Genomic DNA, 19,409 nt, shown 5'->3' on the forward strand with positions numbered 1-19,409 from the left:
GTTTTAATCTTTTTCAGTTATGATTTCCTTGATATCCAACATGATTTTATTGGCCAGATGATCAGCAGTGGAAGCCGTTTCGGATTCTGAATAGATGCGTATGATGGGCTCTGTATTCGATTTTCTAAGATGAACCCATTCTTTATCAAACTCTATTTTGACCCCATCAATGGTATTGATCGGGTATTTTTGGTATTTGAGTTTTACCTTATCTAAAATGTGGTCCACATTGATGCCCGGAGTCAGTTCTATTTTATTTTTTGAAATGAAATAATTGGGATAGGTGGCTCTCAGGCGGCTGGCTGTTTTGCCGAATTTGGCCAGGTGCGTGAGAAATAAGCCTATGCCCACCAAAGCATCTCTCCCGTAATGTGAGGCTGGATAGATGATCCCTCCATTCCCTTCTCCACCAATAATGGCATTGGTGGCTTTCATTTGATTCACCACATTTACTTCCCCTACGGCTGCTGCCTGGTAAGTGCCCCCGCGCATTTCCGTTACATCTCTCAGGGCTCTTGTGGAGCTCAGGTTGGAAACAGTGTTGCCTTGCTTTTGAGAGAGTACATAGTCTGCTACGGCTACAAGCGTATATTCTTCTCCAAAAAAACTTCCATCCTCATTCAGGAAAGCAAGTCGATCCACATCCGGGTCTACCACAATACCTAAATCGAAACTTCCGTTTTTTAGTTTTAAAGATATATCTCTAAGGTGCTCGGGAAGGGGCTCGGGATTATGCGGGAAGTTTCCATCGGCTTCACAGTACATCTCTTCAATGATTTCCACTCCCAGGGCTTGAAGCAACTTGGGTACCACCAAACCCCCCGTGGAATTGACACAATCCACTACTATTTTAAATTTTCGTTCGGATATGGCTGCCTTGTCCACCAACTCCAAATCCAGAACATGCTGTATGTGATAGTCAAGGTAATCCGTCTGCAGGCTATAGCTTCCTAATTTCCTGACTTCGGCAAATTGAAAATCTCCAGCCTCGGCTTTTTTCAAAACCTCCTGGCCTTCAAGATCTGAAATAAATTCCCCTTCTGCATTGAGTAATTTCAGGGCATTCCACTGAACGGGATTGTGACTGGCAGTGACAATAATGCCGCCTCCTGCAGCTTCTTTGGGGACTGCCAGTTCCACTGTAGGGGTGGTACTGAGTCCCAGGTCTACTACATCAATGCCCATGCCCTGTAAGGTGTTGGCCACCAGATTGGAAACCATTTCGCCTGATAGTCTTGCATCTCTGCCAATGACGATTTTTTTGTTCTCGGAGTTTTCCAAAACCCAGGCACCGTATGCTGCTGAAAACTTAACGATGTCCAAAGGGGATAGGCCTTCGCCGGGTTTTCCCCCTATGGTACCCCTGATACCAGAAATTGATTTGATTAATGCCACGTAAAAGAATTTGGTAAGAAAATATAAAAGTTGGCTAAGATGGGGATGATTTATTTGAATTTGGCCATTACTTTGTCTACTTCGTTGTCGGGATTACCACAAGACGCATCGGTATCTACCTTTTTGCCGCAATAACCACAAGTTCCCCCTTCTTTGTTTAAATATGGGTTTTGAGAGGCACAAGTACCTTTAAATTGCCCGTTTTTAAGAAAGATCAACCTCACAGACATCAAAATGAAAAACAAAGCCAGAAAAGCCAATGTTAAATATACAGTTGTCATATCAATATTATTTCTGCAAATTTACGTATTACTTTCAGAACGTTGATACCTAATTTTAAGTTTCCTGTCAATTTATGAACAAGTCCGAAAAAAGGAAATCCCAGCTGGCTGCTTTTGACCGTTTGCTCACCATAATGGATGAACTCCGGGAGCAGTGTCCCTGGGATAAAAAGCAAACCATTGAAAGCCTGCGGCACCTGACCATAGAAGAGACCTTTGAACTTTCTGATGCCATCCTGGATCAAGACCTGGAATCCATTGGCAAGGAACTGGGAGATATTTTGCTGCATATTGTTTTTTATGCGCGGATAGGATCTGAGAAAAATGCCTTTGATATAGGAAAAGTAATCCAACAGTTGAATGAAAAGCTTATCAGGAGGCACCCCCATATTTATGGGGATGTGCGGGCAGATGATGAAGAAGCAGTCAAACAGAACTGGGAGAAAATCAAATTGAAAGAAAAAGGCAATGAAAGCGTGTTGGGAGGAGTACCCAGATCATTGCCCGCATTGATCAAGGCCATGCGTATTCAGGAGAAGGCCAGGGGTGTGGGCTTTGATTGGGAGGAAAAAGAACAAGTATGGGAGAAGGTTGAGGAGGAAATGCAGGAATTTAAAGAGGCCTTTGATGGTGTAAATGATAAAGACCTGAATAAGGAAGAAGCTACATCCGAATTTGGTGATTTGCTTTTTTCACTGATCAATTATGCCAGATTTATTGAGGTGAATCCGGAAGAGGCGCTGGAACGAACCAACAGAAAATTTATCCATCGCTTTCAGTATCTTGAAAAAGCGGCAAAAGCAACCGGAAAATCCTTGGCTGATATGAGCCTGGCCGAAATGGATGTTCATTGGGAAAAAGCAAAAAGCGAACCTTTTGAAAGAAATAGATCTGGTTCATAAATTAACAGCATGCTGCCAAAAAAAAAGCTGGTAATTTACCTGTAGCAGAGGGGGTTACAAATGGCATTATTCGACTTTGTCCACAAATTGTATTTTTTTAAGTTTTTGTAAACGTTTAACAATCAATAAAATAAGCCTTTACGGGGAGCCTGTGTGGATAAGTTTGGATAAATGTGGATAAAAAACGCTTGCTTTTTTCATTCCTCAATTTAAGTCAAATTAAACCACTTTCCTGCCACATGGTCAGGCCAATCCTTAGCCATTCTGGTGAAATATTCATAAAGAGGAAGCCTGATTTGTAGGGTCTGCAGAAGTGGTATATGAAATTTTCGCTACAGTAATTGTAAGATTTCTTCCAGATATTGTCGGTCATTGGATAATCTGGGCACCTTATTTTGTCCCCCTAATTTACCTTTTGATTTCAGCCATTTTTCAAATAATCCCTGAGCAGCAAAGTGAACGATGGGGAGTTTGAGTACCATGTCACGGTAGCGCTTGGCATCATAATCTGAATTTACTTTACGCAACTCTTCATCCAGCACTCTGGTAAAAAACTCATTATCCTTAGGTAATTCAACGAACTCTATGATCCATTCATGGGTGCCTTGTTCCTGGTTTTCACCAAAATATACCGGGGCGGCCGTAAAATTGCTGATACTTGTGCCTGTGCGTTTACAGGTGTTTTCAATCGCTTTTTCTGCATTTTCCACGATCAGCTCTTCCCCAAATGCATTGATAAAATGCTTGGTTCTGCCCGAAATTTTAAACCGGTAAGGACGGGTGGAGGTGAATTTTACCGTATCTCCAATCTTATAGCGCCATAGTCCAGCATTGGTGGTAATTAAAATGGCATAATTTTTACCAGTTTCCACCTGATCAAGCGGGATAATTTCCGGATCGTTGTTTTGGAAGTCTTCCATGGGGATAAATTCATAAAAGATGCCATAATCTAACATCAACAACAGTTCCTCACTATTTTTCTGATCCTGTATGCCAAAAAAGCCTTCAGAAGCATTATAGGTTTCCATATAATGCATGTTTTTTGAGGGGATAAGGTTTTGGAAGAGATTTCTGTACGGTCCAAATGCCACTGCCCCATGAAAAAAGACCTCCAAATTTGGCCAGATTTCCAGAATATTGTCACTATGGGTTATTTCCAATACCTTCTTGATCAATACCAGTGTCCAGGTGGGCACTCCGGTAAGGCTGGTAACATTCTCCTTTATGGTCTCCTGGGCCATTTTGGCTATTTTCTCTTCCCATTCACTCATTAAGGCCACTTCCAGACTTGGTGTCCGGGCAAGTTGAGCCCATTTGGGTAAATTGCGCATGATCACTGCGGATATGTCTCCGGAGGAGCTGTTTTTGTTGACATCCAAGGGGTTGGTTTGCAGGCTTCCACCTATAGAAAGGCTTTTTCCGGTAAATAATTTCGTTTCGGGATAATTGTTGACATATAAGGAAAGCATGTCCTTGCCTCCTTTAAAATGGCAATCCTCCAAACTTTCAGGCGAGACGGGAATAAACTTACTTCGTGCCCCGGTGGTGCCTGAAGATTTGGAAAACCAATTAATGGGTGTAGGCCAAATAACATTTTGCCTGCCTTTCATGGTTTGTTGTATATATGGCATGATGGCCTCATAATCGTGTACAGGAATCCATTGATTGAAATCCTTGTAGGATGAAATTTGTCTGAAATGGTGTTTTTTGCCAAATTCTGTGTCTTTGGCAGTATGGATAAGTTTAAACAAAATTTCCCTTTGTATTTCCAGCGGATTATTCTTAAACTTTTCAATTTGACCTATCCGGTTTTTAAATATCCAGGTCATAAAAGTATTGATCACTTCCATTATTAAGGGTTTCTGTTTAAATTTTTCTTTTCAACTCGAAGTTTTTACCGAGATAAACTTTTCTCACCTGCTCATCTGCCGCTAGTTCTTCAGCAGTACCGGCTTTAAGCAACCTTCCTTCAAACATCAGGTAGGCGCGGTCGGTAATGGAAAGGGTTTCATTTACATTGTGATCTGTGATCAGAATGCCTATATTTTTATCTTTTAGTTTGGCTACAATGAATTGGATTTCCTCTACAGCAATGGGGTCCACACCCGCAAATGGTTCATCCAGAAGTACAAACTTTGGGTCTACCGAAAGTGCCCTTGCGATCTCTGTTCTGCGCCGCTCTCCCCCCGAAAGTACCATACCCAGATTTTTTCTCACATGGGTAAGACTAAATTCCTCCAGTAACTGGTCCACTTTTTCTTTTTGTTCTTTTTTAGGGGTTTTGCTCATTTCCAAAACGGCCAAAAGGTTTTCTTCCACTGTAAGTTTCCTGAATACCGATGCCTCTTGTGCCAGATAACCTATCCCCAGTTTAGCCCTTTTGTACATGGGAAGAGGGGTAATGTTGTCATTATCCAGGTATACGGTTCCGCCATTGGGTTTGATCAACCCTACTATCATGTAAAATGAGGTCGTTTTACCGGCCCCATTGGGCCCCAGCAAGCCTACGATTTCCCCTTGTGATACGGATACGGAAATGTCGTTGACTACCTTTTTTTTCTTGTAAATTTTTATCAGGTTCTCTGCCCTTAAAATCATTTTAGTCAAATTTGATGTCTTTCACATACAACTGAAGGCTGCTTGTGTTCCTGAAGGTATTTTCTCTGATTTCAAATGCGATATTAAAACGCATTTTGCTATTTAGCAATTCATAGTATTTGGCAAAGCCAAAACCAATACAAACCGGCCTTGTATTTTGCCCATCTTGGATAATTTCAAATCGGAGGTGTTTTTCTTTTAAAATCCTGACGTTTTCAGCGTGTACCTGATTGACGCAAAACACCGGCTCTGGGTTGCCGGGTCCGAAAGGAGCCATTTGCTTTAATATATTATAGAATTTATAGTTGATCTGATCCAATATCAACTCATCATCAATTTCAAGTATGGGCTTCAGGTGAATTTCCCTCACCCGCTCACTGACCACCATTTCAAATTTTTTCTGAAAAGCAGGTACCTTGTCTACAGGAAGCGTAAGGCCTGCAGCATATTTATGCCCTCCAAATTGTTCCAGAAGCTCACTGCAGGCTTCTATGGCCTCGTAGATGTCAAAATCGAAAACCGAACGGGCACTTCCAGTGGCCTTGTTGTTGGATTCGGTTAATATGATGGTAGGCCTGTAGTATTTTTCTATACACCGGGAAGCGACTATGCCTATTACTCCCTTGTGCCAGTCTTCTTTAAACAGGACGGTACTTTTAAAAGTCCCCGTTTGTTCCTGGATTTCGATCATCTCCAGTGCTTCCCTTGTAATGTTTTCATCAAAATTTTTCCGTGCCGCATTGACATCTTCCACCAATTCAGCCCTTCTGACGCCTTCATCAAGATCCTTGGAAATTAATAATTCCACCGAAGCTTTGGCATGTTCCAATCTTCCGGAAGCATTGATACGGGGTCCAATCTTGAAGACAATATCTGTGATACTGAGATCTTTTTCTAATTTCCCCTTTAAAATGAGTGCTTTGATACCCGGCCGGGGATTGTTGTTTAGCCGGTCTAGTCCATAATAGGCTAAAATTCGGTTTTCACCTGATATGGGTACAATATCAGAGGCAATGCTGATAGCCACCAGGTCCAGGTAGGTGTAGAGGTTGGCTTCACTCCTTTGGGTATATTCCGAAAAGGCCTGCACCAATTTAAATCCTACGCCACATCCACTCAACTCTTTGTACGGATAGGGACAGTCTTTGCGCTTTGGGTCCAGTACAGCCACCGCCTCCGGTAGTTGCTCTCCCGGTGTGTGATGATCACAAATGATAAAATCAACACCCAATTCATTGGCCAGGTTAATTTTATCAATGGCCTTTATTCCACAATCTAATGAAACGATCAGGCTGAAACCGTTTTCAGCAGCATATCTTACTCCTTTTTCAGATATCCCATAACCTTCTTTATAGCGGTCCGGAATATAAAATGCTACCTTATCATAAAATGCTTTGATGAACCCATAAAACAAGGCCACCGAAGTGGTCCCATCTACATCGTAATCTCCATATACCAATATGCTTTCTTTATTATCAATGGCATCCACCAGCCTTTTAACTGCCTTATCCATGTCCTTCATGAGCATGGGGTCATGAAGTTTATCCAAATCAGGGCGGAAAAAATCCTTGGCCTGCTGGAAATCGTGTATGTCCCTGTTGACCAGCATATTGGCCAGGGTGGTATTTACATTTATTTCATGACTGAGGTAGGCGACTGATTCGGGTTTTGCTTTGTCCTTAAGCTTCCATCTAAAATCCATATGGTGTAAATTACAAAACAAACGGGTGTTTAAAGAGAAAAAAGTTTGATTCCTTGCGAGAAAAAATTTCTGATTTACCTATATGTCAGGTTATGAACCTATTGCTATTATTCAATAGCGTCCGTCAAAACATCTTTTAGCGGGACCCTTTTTCCGTCTTTGTAAGGGACGATCCAGGCTTCCTTCACCCCAACTTTGCGGAGTTTCTTTTTGAATTTATCTGCCATATCATAATCTCTGAACTGACCCAGGATGTATTTGATATAACCGTCCTGATCAATAATTTTCAGGTCACTGCCATTTTCCGTCAGATCACGCAAATCAAAATCATCAAAAGCAGCCAATTGAACCTTAAATACCACCCCTCTGTCCCAGTCGTCGGTTTGGACTTGATTTGATGTGGTATTAGGGGATTCCATAGAATTTTTTATTTTTGAAATTTGGTCCATCAACCGGTTGATTTCATTGTCTTTTCTTTCAATTACCTGATTGAGATAGGCCTCTTTTTCCGATAAATCGGACTGCGCTTCTGCCAGCCTTTCTTTCTCTTCTACCAGGGATTTGAAATCCTCAGGATTCATTTCTTTTTTTCTTTGATTCCAGGTGTCGTATTCTTCCTTGCTTAGCCCACCCATGGTTTTGGGAGAGCAATTGAAAAGGAAACCTGCGATTCCCAATACTAAAAACGTTTTGATTAGAGCCATTTCGATGCCTGTTTTAAACTTTGTTTTTATGTAAATCAACGACATCCTTAAATTACGAAAAATAAACCATTATCCTTTTTTTTAACAAAAAAACATGGATGGTGGGCTTCTAATTATAGAAACCCACCCCAATCATACATTGACATGCCTTTCGGCGTGATAGGAAGATCGGACAAGTGGACCGGACTCTACATATTTGAGTCCTCTTTTTAATCCCTCTTCTCTGTAAATATCGAATTGTTCCGGGTGAATAAATTCAGCCACTTCAATGTGTCTGCGGGTAGGCTGCAAATACTGGCCCAAAGTCAAGATATCACAGCCATGTGCCACAAGGTCATCCATGGCCCTGTAAATTTCGTCTTCTTTTTCCCCTAACCCCAGCATGATTCCGGTTTTGGTTCTTTTTCCATATTCCTTGGTCAGCTTAATTTGTTCCAAAGAACGATTGTATTTGGCCTGGGGCCTCACCCTTCTGTAAAGTCTTTCTACTGTTTCCACGTTATGGGAAACGACTTCCTGCCCGGCACTGATCATCTTGTATAATGCCTCCCAGTTGCCTTTTACATCGGGAATTAAGGTTTCAATGGTGGTTTCCGGAGAAAGTTTTTTGGTTTCAGTAACCGTTCTGTACCAAACATCAGCCCCTCTGTCTTTCAATTCATCCCTGTTGACAGAGGTGATTACGGCATGTTTTACACCCATCAGTTGTATGGCTTCTGCCACCCGCCGGGGCTCATCCTGGTCATATTCGGGAGGCCTGCCAGTAGCCACAGCACAGAATGAACAGGACCGGGTACATACATTTCCCAAAATCATGAATGTTGCCGTACCAGCCCCCCAGCATTCTCCCATATTGGGACAATTGCCACTTTCGCAGATGGTATGCAGCTTGTGTTCATCTACCAACTTGCGGACTTTAGCATATTCTTTACCTACCGGAAGTTTAACCCTCAACCAGTTAGGCTTTTTTGTTTTCGTTTGTTCCTTAGAGATTACCGGTAGTTCTATCATATCGGTGATTTAATTCCAGTCAAAATTAATGGTTTTTCACGAATAGCTCTATGTTGTCCCCCTATTTCCTAAACCCATAAAACAGGGTAAAGTATACAGACTGGAATACCTGTCTGTTTTCCGTGGTGGGCATGAGCACGATCTCTTTGGTAAAACCCTCCAATTGGTATCCTAGTTCCACGCCGGTGACGTTTGATTTGAAAAATCCGAATTCAAATGCCATGGCGGCTTTTGCATTCGCGCCGAAGGCGATTTCCGAATTCCCTATACCTTCAAAAAGCCTACCCGGCCCTAGAGCGTTGAATCTGGGGCTAGGGTGTAATTCGGGATCATATTGTTCCCTCACCGTTTCAGTACGGTTTAAGGAATATTCGATGTAATAAGGGGCAATAAGACCTATAGAAGGACCAATGGCCCCCAAAAGTGAGATTTGCACGCCCTGATGGGGAGCTTTCTTAAAAACCAAAACTTCTCTTCCGTATTGTGGGCGTATGGCATAAAGGTAATTTGATTTGCCGAAGATAAAGCTGTTGCCCAATACGGTAGTATACCTTACTTCTTTTGGGTTTTTTACATTGGCCAACTCAAGATTGAAGAATTGGAATAAATTATCATTTATTCTGGACCCCAACTTAAAGCTGACTCCTCCGATCAATCCCCCATTGGTATTCTTGTTGATCCCAAAAAGGACTTCTTTATCGTAATCATAATCGCCTGCATCGCCCCTTTGGCCAAATGAGGTATTAATACCGGCAAAAATCAAAATCAGGAAAATGTAATATTTCATATTCTTTGTCATATATGATCTTGATTTTAACGCTAAATTTGTGTGCATTGTTACCATTGCAGGATTAAAAATAATCAGATTATGCCAACAAACAAAAACATGGCAGCCGGGAATTTCTTTTTCTTTGGTGTAATGCCGGGGCCGGAGATATCCAATCGAGATTGTATATTGACAGGCAGTAGCGGTTTTAATAAATTTCCTGTAAATGATTAAATCAAAAAAAAATCAGATGCCTTGTAGCGTTTGGGTCAAGATTATCGTCAGGGTAGAGAACCTACCATATTAAAGAAAGGCTTTTGGAGAAAGATCTCATACAGGAAGCGCAAAAGCGAGATAAAAAATCGTTGGAAAAGCTTTACAAGCATTTTTATGGCTATGCTATGAGCATTGCTCTGAGATATTCCGGAAGCAGGGAGGAAGCTTGCGAGATCGTCAATGACAGTTTTATGAAAGCCTTTGACAAATTGGAGCAGTTTTCTATCGAAAATTCCTTTAAGGGCTGGTTCAGAAGGATAATAATCAATACTTCGGTGGATTATTACAGGAAGAATTTTAAACATTATTCCGCTATGAATATCGAAAAAGCCGAAACGGAGACATTTGATCCAAATATCATAGATGAATTGTCAAAAGAGGATATTTTAAAGTCCCTTGGAGAGTTGCCTGAAATATTGCGGGTAATTTTCAACATGTATGAAATCGAAGGGTACCGTCACAATGAAATCAGTGAAAAACTTGGCATACCGGCCAGTACCTGCAGGACTTACCTGGCCAGGGCAAAGGAAAAATTGAGAGAGAAAATTATCGCTATTAATCAAATAAGGAATGAAGGAGCAGTTCGATAAGAAACTTGCGGAGAAAATAAGAGACTCCTTCAGCAAGCATGAGGAGCCTTTTGACCCACAGGCCTGGGAGAAGTTCTCCCGTGCCTATTTTAAACCCAAGAAAAAGGCTTGGTTGGTTTACTGGCCATTTCTGACAGCAGGGGTGGCTGCAAGCCTGCTTTTCTTCTTTATCTATTTTCCGGAGCAGGAAAGGATTGATCAGCAGGTAAAATCATTTTCTGATTCCATTACTATCGGTGACGCTCCCTTTCAAAGCAAAGTGGAAGAGGATACAGCAAATGAAAGCGATCAGGCCGAATTGGAGGCTATGGCAGAAGCTGTAGAAAAACCTGCATTGGGTTCCACTGAGGAAATTTCAGGGATCGACACAGATGTGGAAACCCCGAAGAGCCCTGTCTCCAACAGAAAATCAGAAGTTTTGCCCGAGGTGTCCGCCATGCCTTCTTTAATAAAACCATTTGCGGAATCCTGGGAGGACTTCCAGGCGGTAATGGTAGAAAAGCTGAAGCAATTACCTCTTTTTGGAGAGCAGGATATTATGGATCAGCCTGCAAACCTGAGCATGACTGAAAATGATGCGGCAAAAATCATTGAAGAGTGGAAATCTGGTGAAGTGGAGAATGGGAAAAAGGATCTGGATAAAGATAGCAGGCCTTTTAAATTGGGTGTGATGGTCAGCCCTCAGGCCAATTCAAATCCGGTTTCGGGTATGAATCTTGGAGCGGGTATCATGTCTGAGATTTCTCTTTCGAATAAATTTAAATTGGATTTTGGCCTCGCCTATGCCAACCAAAGTCTTTCTCATCAAAACATGCAGCCCATGCCTCAAAGTGCCTCACCCGGATTTGATTTGAGGGCAAGCAGCAATATCATCGATACGGATTATCAGTTGAACTTTGCTTCCCTTGATATTCCGGTAAACCTGAAATACAAGGTCTATGATAAAAAACAAACGGGCATTTATTTGATTACCGGTCTTTCCAGTATGGTGTATCTGGATCAAAATTCAGTTGAAACCATAGAGGCACAGTCTCTTTTCAGTACCAACAGCTTTAGTGGAGATCTGGAATACGCCCCGAATGTCCAAAAATTCAGCAATGTAATCTCACCCCAATCAGGGCAGAGCAATACGGACATGGCAGGTTTGCTCAACCTTTCAGTTGGCTATGAATACCAATTGAACAATGAATTTTACCTTTCTTTTGAACCTTTTTATAAATTACCGTTGGGAGGGCTCACGTTTGCAGACCAGCAATTCTCCATTGGAGGAATAAACCTGCGCATGAATTTTAACCTGAAAAATAAATAAACCTAGTATTATTAAATTTAAAAATTACCATGATTGTAACGCGTAAAACAGGCTGGCTCATTGGGCTGGTTATTTTAATGGCTTCCTGTATTGAGGAATCGGAAACAGATTTGGATAGGGCAATTAACAGGGATAACCTCATTATGGAGGATTACATTGCTTCCAATGATATTCAGGCTACTAAGGCACAGTCCGGCTTTTATTATGAAAAGACCCTTAGTATGCCGGATGCTACCCAATTTATGAATGCGGATTATATTGGCATTTATTATGAAATTAAGACCATAGACGGACAGCTGATCGATTCCTATCTGGACGAGTCCAAAGAGCCTAAATATTTTAAATACAGCCAGGATGGCTTGTGGCCCATAGCCATCACCTACGCAGCCGGATTGGCCCGTGAAGGAGAGGAAATGACTTTGTATGTCCCATCCTACCTGGCTTTTGGAAACTATGGATATGAGCAGTTAATTTTGCCAGCCTCAAACCTTGTGATTCAATTGAAATTTGTTGAGAAATATACTGAAGAGGAGCTTCAGCAAAGGGAGGAAGAAATGATTCAAACCTTTATAGCTGAAAATAACCTGCAAGGATTTGAAGAAATTTCAGATGGGATATTTTTCCGGACCATAGAGGAAGGTGATGATTCTAAATCTGAATCTCAACTGGGAAGTAATGTTTCCATAGATTTTGAGTTATTTGAAATAGGGGCTACTGAGCCAACTTTCGATTCCTATTCTTCGAACCAACCCATTACTTTTTCCATAGGAAATTCGGGCTTGCTTTTTTTGGATGAAGGGTTAAAAGGGGTTTTACCTGAGCAGAAAGTTGAAATCCTGGCTACTTCCTTTGCTGCTTATGATAATTCCATTCAAATTCTTCCTGAAGACATCAGGTTGGATTTGGTTGAAAAAGGTGAGCAGATAGACTTGATCAAGCCATTTACTCCGGTTTGGTTTAAAGGAGAGGTGCTGGCTATCCAGTAAGGAAAAAAAGAGCCCGTTTACGGGCTCTTTTTTTATGTCCATAAGTTTTTGAACAGTGGTATTTCAAGGAGTTTTTCAATGCTAATTCCCATAATGATGGACCAGAATAGCGCACTGATCAACATGCTCAAAATAATTTTTCGCTTTTTAATGCCAAATGAAGTTAGTACCACAGTGCCGCCAATTGGGGTCAATATTACCGGAGTAAGAAAAGCTATTCCCAACACTCCAAATTTTTGCCATACCTTAATAATGCCCCGGGTTCTTCTGGTAAACTTCTTTTTCTCCTTTTTGGTGAAACCCGACCAGTTTTTTTTAAACCATTCTCCCAAAAAAGTAAAAAACAAAACGGAAGTCATCATTCCCGAGACAGTCACTGCTACAATTTCCCATAAGCCATAACCTGCGGCTATGCCCAATAGTGGCCCGGCAATAAACTTAAAAAGACAAAGGAAGTAAATGCCTAAAAAAGTAATCAGGTAATCACTCATCAAATCAGGAAATATAGGTAGAGCAAATATCCAAACAATAGCACAATCCCATTGAACCTCGTGATCACATAATTAATCCTCATTAGAGGAAACAACAGGATGGTGAAGCCCAACATCCAGATGAAGTCTGAATTAATAAATGCTGAGTCCACCCCGATGGGCTTGATCAAAGCGGTAAAACCTATTATCGAAAAAACATTCATGATATTGCTTCCCAAAATATTTCCCAGGGCCAATTCTGTTTCCTTTTTCAAAGCAGCCAACACGGATGTAACCAGTTCGGGCAGGCTGGTGCCTATTGCGATAATAGTTACACCTATGATCCGCTCACTTACCCCCAATGCCTGAGCAATGCTAGTTCCATTACCCACTACCAGGTCGGAACCAAAATACAAGCCGGCCGCACCCCCAATCAGCTGTATTATGGCCAGCAACATGGGTTGTTTTTTCATTTTGGCAGCATCCTCTTCTGAAAATTCCACCCGTTCAATGGTCTTGAAAAAATATATGTTTAATGCAACAAAACATATCAATAGAATAATACCTTCCACCAGGGAAATTGAACCGTTGAAAGCGAAGACATAAAACATCAGAGAACTAATCACCGTAAAGGGGTAATCAAGTTTCAGTGTGGATTTTTGGATATAAATGGGAAATATCACCACGCTTATGCCCAGTACCAAGGTTATATTGGAAATGTTGCTACCTACAACATTCCCTATGGCAATGTCACTTGAACCTTGTAGTGCGGCAGTAATACTCACCAATAGTTCCGGGGCTGAAGTGCCGAATGCCACAACCGTTAACCCTATCAAACCCGGACTTAATCCCAGCCTGGCAGCAATAGCCGATGCGCCATCTACCAGGAACTTACCTCCAAGCAGCAGTACAACCAAACCCAAAATCAATAGCAAATAGCTCATTTTCTAAAAATGGGTTAAATTTTTGGACCGAATGCCAGGTCCCCTGCATCGCCCAAGCCAGGGATAATGTAGGATTTTGAGTTAAGTTTTTCATCCAATGCCCCTGTCCAGATCCGGTGGGGGATCGCAAGATTTTCTGCGATATAGGCAACTCCTTCGGGAGCGGCAATGGCACTGACAATCTCTATTTGTCTGGGAGTCCCATTGGCCAGGAGATGTTGTATGCTTTTTATGAATGATTTGCCGGTAGCCAGCATGGGGTCTACCAAAATGATTGTTTTATTTGTAATGTCCGGAGCTGCAATATAATTTAAACTAATGGTCACAGGTTCTCCTTTTTCCTGCACCTCTTCCCGATAAGCTCCTATAAACCCACTATCAGCATGATCAAAAAAATTAATAATACCCTGGTAAAAGGGCACAGCAGCCCTCAGTACAGAGATGACAACAGGCTGTTCCGGAATGAGCTCAGTACTGATTTCTCCAAAAGGCCCTTCAATTTTTCTTTTTGAATAGGTAAGAGATTTGGAAACTTCATAAGCTAAAATCTCCCCTATGCGTTCCAGGTTTTTCCTAAAACGCATCCTGTCATTTTGGACCGATACATCCCGGAGCTCTGCGAGAAAATGGTTGGCGATTGAGTTTTTTTGGTTTAGGATAAACATGGCAAGACAAAGTAAAACAAAAAAACCCGATCTTTTGAGATCGGGTTTTAATATTATTGCTTGAAAAACTTATTTGATTTCGAAGCTAACTCTTCTTGCCATTTGACGGGCATCAGCAGACGATTTGTCAACACTGGTATCTTCACCATATCCTTTGTAGCTTAACCTGGATTCAGAGATGCCAGAAGCTATCAACAGGTCATATACTGATTTTGCTCTTCTTTCAGATAACTTCATGTTGTAGTCATCAGGACCCAACTCATCAGCATAACCTTTAAGTTCTACCTGTACTCCTGGATTTCTCTTCATAAAGTTAGAAACATAGTGAGCAGAGGATGCTGAATAGCCCAGTGGCTTGGCACTGTCAAATGCGAAATACACATTTACATAACCGTCATTGATGGCTTTTGCCAAGTAATCAATTTCTTCAGTATCGTCAGGTGCGCAGCCATCTAATGAGGCAGGACCAGGTACGAAAGGACACTTGTCAACGTGATCAGGAATGCCATCACCATCAGAATCCATAGTGGTTCCTTGTGAATCAACTCTTGCTCCGGCCGGTGTGTTTGGCTCTTTGTCCAAATAATCCGGCACACCATCTCCGTCAGAATCCTTAAGCATATCTTTGATCTCTCCGATTTGAGTAGCCAATTCTTCTTTGGTAGCGTACTTGTTTTCTCTCAAATACCAGTCTGCATGCGAATCTCCGCTTCCAAGGTAGAAACTTAAGCCAACAGTACCTGTCCACCAAACGGAATTAGCACCGTAATATCCATTTTCAGTTGCAGGATTAATAGAGGAAGCACCGTCAAATGCTACATCTTGTCGGCCTGCTACTATATTACTGATATCACCGTTAAGTGCGATTCTGTCACTAAGTTTGACTTGAAGTGTCAAACCGGTGATGATATTGTATTGGTTGTCCTGAAAATCAGCCCATTGGTTTTCCTGAGGGGTAAGCCTTCCGATTCCCCCACCAAAATGTCCCAACAAATTGAAAGTTTGAGAGAATGTTTGCCAATCCATGATCCTGCCAAGATTAGCCACTCCCTGTAGGTTCAGGCGGTAGTAGTTTGAAGAGAAATCAGGAGTGTCACTTGCATTGCTGAAGCCACCAAAACCAAAATCCAACTTGGTCCCAAATTTCTCGTTAAACATGTACCTGACTCCCAGGTCTGCATGGCCCAAATTTAAAGTAGGAGAAAAATAACCTGGCGTAATTGGTGCCATTGGTTTATTAAACCCTCCGTTAACTTCGACGGACCATTTGTTGAAATCGTCTTGAGCATTAGCACCTATAGCTAAAGCACCAACCATTAGTGTTGATAGTATTATTTTTTTCATGATAAAAAATTTTTTACAACATTCAGTGTTTTAATTGATTTTGATTGCTATTAGTTATTACTCGGTTATATGATACAAATGTATATTAATTTATGGGAACTTTAAACATCTATCTCAATTGTTTCAATAAAATCGAATTTGAACTCGAAATTTATAAAATTATTTAACATAAACTATGCCAATGGACATTTTATTAAAAGAAATTCTTGAGATCAATAGCGTTTCAAGTGACGAATCAAGAATAGCTTCATTTCTTCTGGACTTAATTCTGAAACGAAGATCCTCCTGGAATGTTTCACCCCAAATTTATTCTGGTGAAGAATTCCATGATAATATACTACTAGTTTTCGGTAATCCCAAAACCGCTGCTTTTGCTCATATGGATACGGTAGGCTTTTCCGTGAGGTATGAAAACCAACTTGTACCGATAGGGGGTCCGGAAATAGGCGATGGGGCCTGGCTTCAGGGAGTGGACCTGGTAGGACCTATCCGATGCAAAGCCCATGAAAAGGATGGGAATGTGTTTCATGATTTTCCCAGGGGTATCCAAAGAGGTACCATGCTTTCATTTGAGCAGCAGATTAAGGCAGAGAATGAATTCATTGAAGCAGCCTACCTGGACAACCGGCTTGGTATGTATGCACTGATAAGGTTATGTGAAACTTTAACTGACGGTATCATTGTATTCAGTACTTATGAGGAGCATGGGGGTGGATCCATGCCCTTTCTGACGCGGTTCATTTTTGAAAACTGGGGCATTAGACAAGCCTTGGTGGCTGATGTTACCTGGATTACCGAAGGGGTTCATTTTAATAAAGGAGCCGTTATCTCTATGCGGGATAGCTTCATTCCCAGGAAAAAATTTCTGGATAGCATTTTAGAGTTGGCAGAAGCATCCGGAGTGCAATATCAATTGGAAGTAGAGGCATATGGCGGAAGTGATGGCAGGGAGATTCAGATGAGCCCATATCCGGTTGATTGGTGCTTCATAGGTGTAGCAGAGGAAAACCCCCATACCCCACAGGAAAAAGCCAGTTTAAAAGATGTGGAGGACCTGATAAAACTGTACCAATATTTGATGCGAAATTTGTAATGGATTAATAAATGTCTTTTCTTCGAAAGAATATAAACCCCGAAATTATTTGTTTTTGTGAACCTAATATCCTGGCATGATTAAAATAGAGGACTTGGACTTTGAACTTTTTATTCCGGAAGACAAGCTTTTGATCAGGGTAAAAGAGCTTGCCAAAGCTATCAATGTAGACTATTATGGAAAAAATCCGATTTTATTGGCGGTTTTGAACGGTAGTTTTATGTTTATGTCTGATATTTGCAAGGAAATCAACCTGACAGCGGATGTTTCTTTTATTAAACTGGCATCTTATTCAGGAACAAAAAGTACAGGTAACATTACCCCATTGCTGGGATTGAGCGAATCTTTGAAAGACCGGGATGTGGTCATTATAGAAGACATCGTGGATACCGGCCAAAGTATGGTTTATTTACTGGATTTGATCAAAAGGGAAAATCCTAAAAGTGTTGAAATTGCCAGTTTGTTGGTAAAGCCGGAAGCCTTGAAAGAAAGTGTAACCATAAAATACAGGGGTTTTGATATCCCGGACCTTTTTGTCGTTGGGTACGGCCTGGATTATTGCGGCAAGGGGAGAAATCTCAGACATTTGTATCAAAAAAGAGAAAAATAAAATTCCATTTCACAAAAAAAATAAATCTATGTTAAATATTGTTTTGTTTGGCCCTCCCGGAGCAGGCAAAGGGACCCAAAGTGAAAAATTAATTGAAAAATATAAAGTGGATCACATATCTACCGGAGATTTATTCAGAAAGCATTTGGGAGAGGGTACTGAACTGGGTAAATTGGCTCAGAAATACATGGATGAAGGTAACCTTGTCCCTGATGAGGTAGTGATTGGTATGGTGGATGACAAGATCAATTCCTCTACCGATCTTAAGGGCTTTATTTTTGATGGGTTCCCTAGAACAGTGGCACAGGCCAGGGCATTGGATGAATTGCTGCTAAAAAAAGGAACAAATATCTCCGGAATGATATCTCTGGAAGTTCCTGAAGAGGAATTAAAGCTGCGCATTAAAGACAGGGGAAAAACATCCGGAAGGTCTGATGACCAGGATGAAGAAAAAATCAACAACAGGATAAAGGTATATAAAGAAGAAACATTGCCGGTGGCTGAATATTATCAAAAGCAGGGCAAATTATCCAAAATCCATGGTGTGGGAGCCATAGATGAGATTTTCGGAAAGATTTGTGCTGTAATAGATGAATATTAATTCGTACCTTTGTGCATACAGTACTATGGCTAAGCGTAACGGCTTAGCTATTTTATTTTATGGGAGAACTCCGTCCAAACAAATAAGGAGACCAGAAAAAAACCAAGGATAGAGTGGCAGCATCAAATTTTATTGACTATGTGAAATTTTGTTCCCGTTCGGGGGCAGGAGGAAATGGTTCTGTCCATTTTAGGCGGGAAAAGCATGTACCCAAGGGAGGCCCTGACGGTGGAGATGGAGGTAGAGGCGGCCATGTCATTTTGAGAGGCAATGCACAGCTCTGGACCTTGCTTCATCTTAAATATAAGAAACATGTCATAGCTGAGCGGGGTAAAAATGGAGAAGGGGGAAGAAGAAAAGGCGCTGATGGACAAGATATTGTTTTGGAAGTCCCTGTAGGCACAGTAGCCAGGGAGTCCGAAACCGGGGAATTCAGGTGTGAGATCACGGAAGACGGGCAGGAATTTGTGCTAACGCCCGGAGGAAGGGGAGGACTGGGCAATGACCATTTCAAAACAGCCACCAATCAGGCCCCACATTTTGCCCAGACCGGTGGTGAGGGGATAGAGGAATGGATCATTCTGGAATTGAAACTTTTGGCAGATGTAGGTTTGGTAGGTTTTCCCAACGCCGGAAAATCCACCCTGCTCTCCAGCTTATCCGCAGCCAGACCGGAAATAGCCGATTATGCCTTTACCACACTTGTGCCCAACCTGGGAGTGGTCGCCTACAGAGATGGTAAATCTTTTGTGATGGCGGATATTCCGGGCATTATCGAAGGGGCGGCAGAAGGTAAAGGACTTGGCCTGCGGTTTTTGCGGCATATTGAGCGAAATTCCATTCTGTTGTTTGTGGTCCCTGCTGATGCGTCCCATATCGGCGAGCAGTATGCGGTTTTATTGGCAGAACTGGAGCGCTATAATCCGGAATTACTGGATAAAAGACGTATTCTGGCCATATCCAAAGCAGATTTGCTGGATGCTGAACTGATGAAAGCACTGGAATCGGAAATTCCAAAGGACATTCCTCATTTGTTTCTGTCAGCTGTGAGTGGCTTTCAGTTGCCTTTGCTCAAAGACTTGATTTGGAAGTCATTGCAGTAATTGTGTCAGAATGGCATACATTGATAAAATGGCAAGTTAATTGTTTTCATCAAAAGGAT

Annotated in this window: 20 protein-coding genes; 8 read left to right on the forward strand and 12 right to left on the reverse strand. The window is 41.6% G+C overall.

What is annotated here, in order from left to right:
* Window positions 1-3 precede the first annotated feature (3 nt).
* Both glmM and HUJ21_RS13995 read right to left on the reverse strand, forming a co-directional pair.
* Window positions 4-1,395, reverse strand: coding sequence for a phosphoglucosamine mutase (glmM, locus tag HUJ21_RS13990; RefSeq protein ID WP_291370772.1), 1,392 nt, complete (start codon window positions 1,393-1,395; stop codon window positions 4-6).
* Window positions 1,396-1,445: 50 nt separating this feature from the next.
* Complete coding sequence (locus tag HUJ21_RS13995) at window positions 1,446-1,676, reverse strand: hypothetical protein (protein WP_291370774.1); 231 nt, start codon at window positions 1,674-1,676, stop codon at window positions 1,446-1,448.
* Window positions 1,677-1,750: 74 nt separating this feature from the next.
* Between HUJ21_RS13995 and mazG the strand changes: the two genes are divergently transcribed.
* Window positions 1,751-2,578 (forward strand): nucleoside triphosphate pyrophosphohydrolase, encoded by an 828-nt coding sequence (gene mazG / locus HUJ21_RS14000; RefSeq protein WP_291370776.1) that lies wholly within the window; start codon window positions 1,751-1,753, stop codon window positions 2,576-2,578.
* Between the two features lie 332 nt (window positions 2,579-2,910).
* Here the strand turns inward: mazG and HUJ21_RS14005 are convergent, their stop codons facing one another.
* From HUJ21_RS14005 to HUJ21_RS14030, 6 genes are all read right to left on the reverse strand, one after another.
* Window positions 2,911-4,428, reverse strand: coding sequence for a GH3 auxin-responsive promoter family protein (locus HUJ21_RS14005; RefSeq protein ID WP_291370778.1), 1,518 nt, complete (start codon window positions 4,426-4,428; stop codon window positions 2,911-2,913).
* A gap of 16 nt (window positions 4,429-4,444) precedes the next feature.
* Window positions 4,445-5,176 (reverse strand): LPS export ABC transporter ATP-binding protein, encoded by a 732-nt coding sequence (lptB, locus tag HUJ21_RS14010; RefSeq protein ID WP_166142088.1) that lies wholly within the window; start codon window positions 5,174-5,176, stop codon window positions 4,445-4,447.
* Between the two features lies 1 nt (window position 5,177).
* Window positions 5,178-6,878 carry a single-stranded-DNA-specific exonuclease RecJ gene (gene recJ / locus HUJ21_RS14015; RefSeq protein WP_291370781.1) on the reverse strand — a complete coding sequence of 567 codons (1,701 nt, stop codon included), beginning with the start codon at window positions 6,876-6,878 and terminating at the stop codon, window positions 5,178-5,180.
* Window positions 6,879-6,985: 107 nt separating this feature from the next.
* Window positions 6,986-7,582: an SPOR domain-containing protein gene (locus tag HUJ21_RS14020; protein ID WP_291370783.1), complete on the reverse strand. Its 597-nt coding sequence runs from the start codon at window positions 7,580-7,582 to the stop codon at window positions 6,986-6,988.
* A 132-nt stretch (window positions 7,583-7,714) separates the two neighbouring features.
* Entirely contained in the window at window positions 7,715-8,593 is an 879-nt protein-coding gene (lipA, locus tag HUJ21_RS14025; RefSeq protein WP_291370785.1) for a lipoyl synthase, read from the reverse strand.
* Between the two features lie 61 nt (window positions 8,594-8,654).
* The gene (locus tag HUJ21_RS14030; protein WP_187357693.1) at window positions 8,655-9,392 is read right to left on the reverse strand and encodes a hypothetical protein; all 738 of its coding nucleotides are present in this window, start codon (window positions 9,390-9,392) and stop codon (window positions 8,655-8,657) included.
* A 284-nt stretch (window positions 9,393-9,676) separates the two neighbouring features.
* Here HUJ21_RS14030 and HUJ21_RS14035 point away from each other — a divergent pair, with 284 nt between their 5' ends.
* From HUJ21_RS14035 to HUJ21_RS14045, 3 genes are read left to right on the forward strand one after another with little or no spacing between them, the layout of a single operon-like run.
* On the forward strand, window positions 9,677-10,225 hold the full coding sequence (locus HUJ21_RS14035) for an RNA polymerase sigma factor (RefSeq protein ID WP_166142096.1): 549 nt from the start codon (window positions 9,677-9,679) through the stop codon (window positions 10,223-10,225).
* The gene (locus tag HUJ21_RS14040) at window positions 10,206-11,534 is read left to right on the forward strand and encodes an outer membrane beta-barrel protein (RefSeq protein ID WP_291370789.1); all 1,329 of its coding nucleotides are present in this window, start codon (window positions 10,206-10,208) and stop codon (window positions 11,532-11,534) included. The genes HUJ21_RS14035 and HUJ21_RS14040 overlap by 20 nt, the downstream gene beginning before the upstream one ends.
* A 29-nt stretch (window positions 11,535-11,563) precedes the next feature.
* Window positions 11,564-12,520 carry a hypothetical protein gene (locus HUJ21_RS14045; protein WP_291370791.1) on the forward strand — a complete coding sequence of 319 codons (957 nt, stop codon included), beginning with the start codon at window positions 11,564-11,566 and terminating at the stop codon, window positions 12,518-12,520.
* A 32-nt stretch (window positions 12,521-12,552) separates the two neighbouring features.
* On the opposite strand, the gene HUJ21_RS14050 is transcribed toward HUJ21_RS14045, so the two are convergent.
* The 4 genes from HUJ21_RS14050 to HUJ21_RS14065 all read right to left on the reverse strand — a co-directional run bounded on the left by HUJ21_RS14050 (window position 12,553) and on the right by HUJ21_RS14065 (window position 15,943).
* Window positions 12,553-13,011 carry a hypothetical protein gene (locus HUJ21_RS14050; protein WP_291370793.1) on the reverse strand — a complete coding sequence of 153 codons (459 nt, stop codon included), beginning with the start codon at window positions 13,009-13,011 and terminating at the stop codon, window positions 12,553-12,555.
* A complete protein-coding gene (locus HUJ21_RS14055) occupies window positions 13,011-13,934 on the reverse strand; it encodes a calcium/sodium antiporter (RefSeq protein WP_291370795.1) in 924 nt (307 codons plus the stop codon). The genes HUJ21_RS14050 and HUJ21_RS14055 overlap by 1 nt, the downstream gene beginning before the upstream one ends.
* Window positions 13,935-13,948: 14 nt before the next feature.
* Complete coding sequence (gene upp, locus HUJ21_RS14060; RefSeq protein ID WP_291370797.1) at window positions 13,949-14,599, reverse strand: uracil phosphoribosyltransferase; 651 nt, start codon at window positions 14,597-14,599, stop codon at window positions 13,949-13,951.
* 69 nt (window positions 14,600-14,668) lie between these two features.
* A complete protein-coding gene (locus HUJ21_RS14065; protein WP_166142107.1) occupies window positions 14,669-15,943 on the reverse strand; it encodes an OmpA family protein in 1,275 nt (424 codons plus the stop codon).
* 181 nt (window positions 15,944-16,124) lie between these two features.
* Between HUJ21_RS14065 and HUJ21_RS14070 the strand changes: the two genes are divergently transcribed.
* The 4 genes from HUJ21_RS14070 (at window position 16,125) to obgE (ending at window position 19,350) form a co-directional block, all read left to right on the forward strand.
* Window positions 16,125-17,036, forward strand: a complete 912-nt coding sequence (locus tag HUJ21_RS14070) for a M20/M25/M40 family metallo-hydrolase (RefSeq protein WP_291370799.1) — start codon at window positions 16,125-16,127, stop codon at window positions 17,034-17,036.
* Window positions 17,037-17,112: 76 nt separating this feature from the next.
* Complete coding sequence (gene hpt, locus HUJ21_RS14075; protein ID WP_291370801.1) at window positions 17,113-17,646, forward strand: hypoxanthine phosphoribosyltransferase; 534 nt, start codon at window positions 17,113-17,115, stop codon at window positions 17,644-17,646.
* A 28-nt stretch (window positions 17,647-17,674) separates the two neighbouring features.
* On the forward strand, window positions 17,675-18,247 hold the full coding sequence (locus HUJ21_RS14080; protein WP_291370803.1) for an adenylate kinase: 573 nt from the start codon (window positions 17,675-17,677) through the stop codon (window positions 18,245-18,247).
* A 113-nt stretch (window positions 18,248-18,360) separates the two neighbouring features.
* A complete protein-coding gene (gene obgE, locus HUJ21_RS14085) occupies window positions 18,361-19,350 on the forward strand; it encodes a GTPase ObgE (RefSeq protein WP_291370805.1) in 990 nt (329 codons plus the stop codon).
* Window positions 19,351-19,409 lie beyond the last annotated feature (59 nt).

Source organism: Cyclobacterium sp. (assembly GCF_014762705.1).
In the GTDB taxonomy this organism is placed as follows: domain Bacteria; phylum Bacteroidota; class Bacteroidia; order Cytophagales; family Cyclobacteriaceae; genus Cyclobacterium.

Excerpts from the sequence above, each read along its gene's own strand:
- recJ (WP_291370781.1), bottom strand. The coding sequence starts at position 6,878 with ATGGATTTTAGATGGAAGCTTAAGGACAAAGCAAAACCCGAATCAGTC.
- HUJ21_RS14030 (WP_187357693.1), bottom strand. The coding sequence starts at position 9,392 with ATGACAAAGAATATGAAATATTACATTTTCCTGATTTTGATTTTTGCC.
- hpt (WP_291370801.1), top strand. The coding sequence starts at position 17,113 with ATGATTAAAATAGAGGACTTGGACTTTGAACTTTTTATTCCGGAAGAC.
- lipA (WP_291370785.1), bottom strand. The coding sequence starts at position 8,593 with ATGATAGAACTACCGGTAATCTCTAAGGAACAAACGAAAACAAAAAAG.
- upp (WP_291370797.1), bottom strand. The coding sequence starts at position 14,599 with ATGTTTATCCTAAACCAAAAAAACTCAATCGCCAACCATTTTCTCGCA.
- HUJ21_RS14055 (WP_291370795.1), bottom strand. The coding sequence starts at position 13,934 with ATGAGCTATTTGCTATTGATTTTGGGTTTGGTTGTACTGCTGCTTGGA.
- lptB (WP_166142088.1), bottom strand. The coding sequence starts at position 5,176 with ATGATTTTAAGGGCAGAGAACCTGATAAAAATTTACAAGAAAAAAAAG.
- HUJ21_RS14050 (WP_291370793.1), bottom strand. The coding sequence starts at position 13,011 with ATGAGTGATTACCTGATTACTTTTTTAGGCATTTACTTCCTTTGTCTT.
- HUJ21_RS14005 (WP_291370778.1), bottom strand. The coding sequence starts at position 4,428 with ATGGAAGTGATCAATACTTTTATGACCTGGATATTTAAAAACCGGATA.
- HUJ21_RS14045 (WP_291370791.1), top strand. The coding sequence starts at position 11,564 with ATGATTGTAACGCGTAAAACAGGCTGGCTCATTGGGCTGGTTATTTTA.
- mazG (WP_291370776.1), top strand. The coding sequence starts at position 1,751 with ATGAACAAGTCCGAAAAAAGGAAATCCCAGCTGGCTGCTTTTGACCGT.
- HUJ21_RS13995 (WP_291370774.1), bottom strand. The coding sequence starts at position 1,676 with ATGACAACTGTATATTTAACATTGGCTTTTCTGGCTTTGTTTTTCATT.
- HUJ21_RS14020 (WP_291370783.1), bottom strand. The coding sequence starts at position 7,582 with ATGGCTCTAATCAAAACGTTTTTAGTATTGGGAATCGCAGGTTTCCTT.
- HUJ21_RS14040 (WP_291370789.1), top strand. The coding sequence starts at position 10,206 with ATGAAGGAGCAGTTCGATAAGAAACTTGCGGAGAAAATAAGAGACTCC.
- HUJ21_RS14070 (WP_291370799.1), top strand. The coding sequence starts at position 16,125 with ATGGACATTTTATTAAAAGAAATTCTTGAGATCAATAGCGTTTCAAGT.
- HUJ21_RS14080 (WP_291370803.1), top strand. The coding sequence starts at position 17,675 with ATGTTAAATATTGTTTTGTTTGGCCCTCCCGGAGCAGGCAAAGGGACC.
- HUJ21_RS14065 (WP_166142107.1), bottom strand. The coding sequence starts at position 15,943 with ATGAAAAAAATAATACTATCAACACTAATGGTTGGTGCTTTAGCTATA.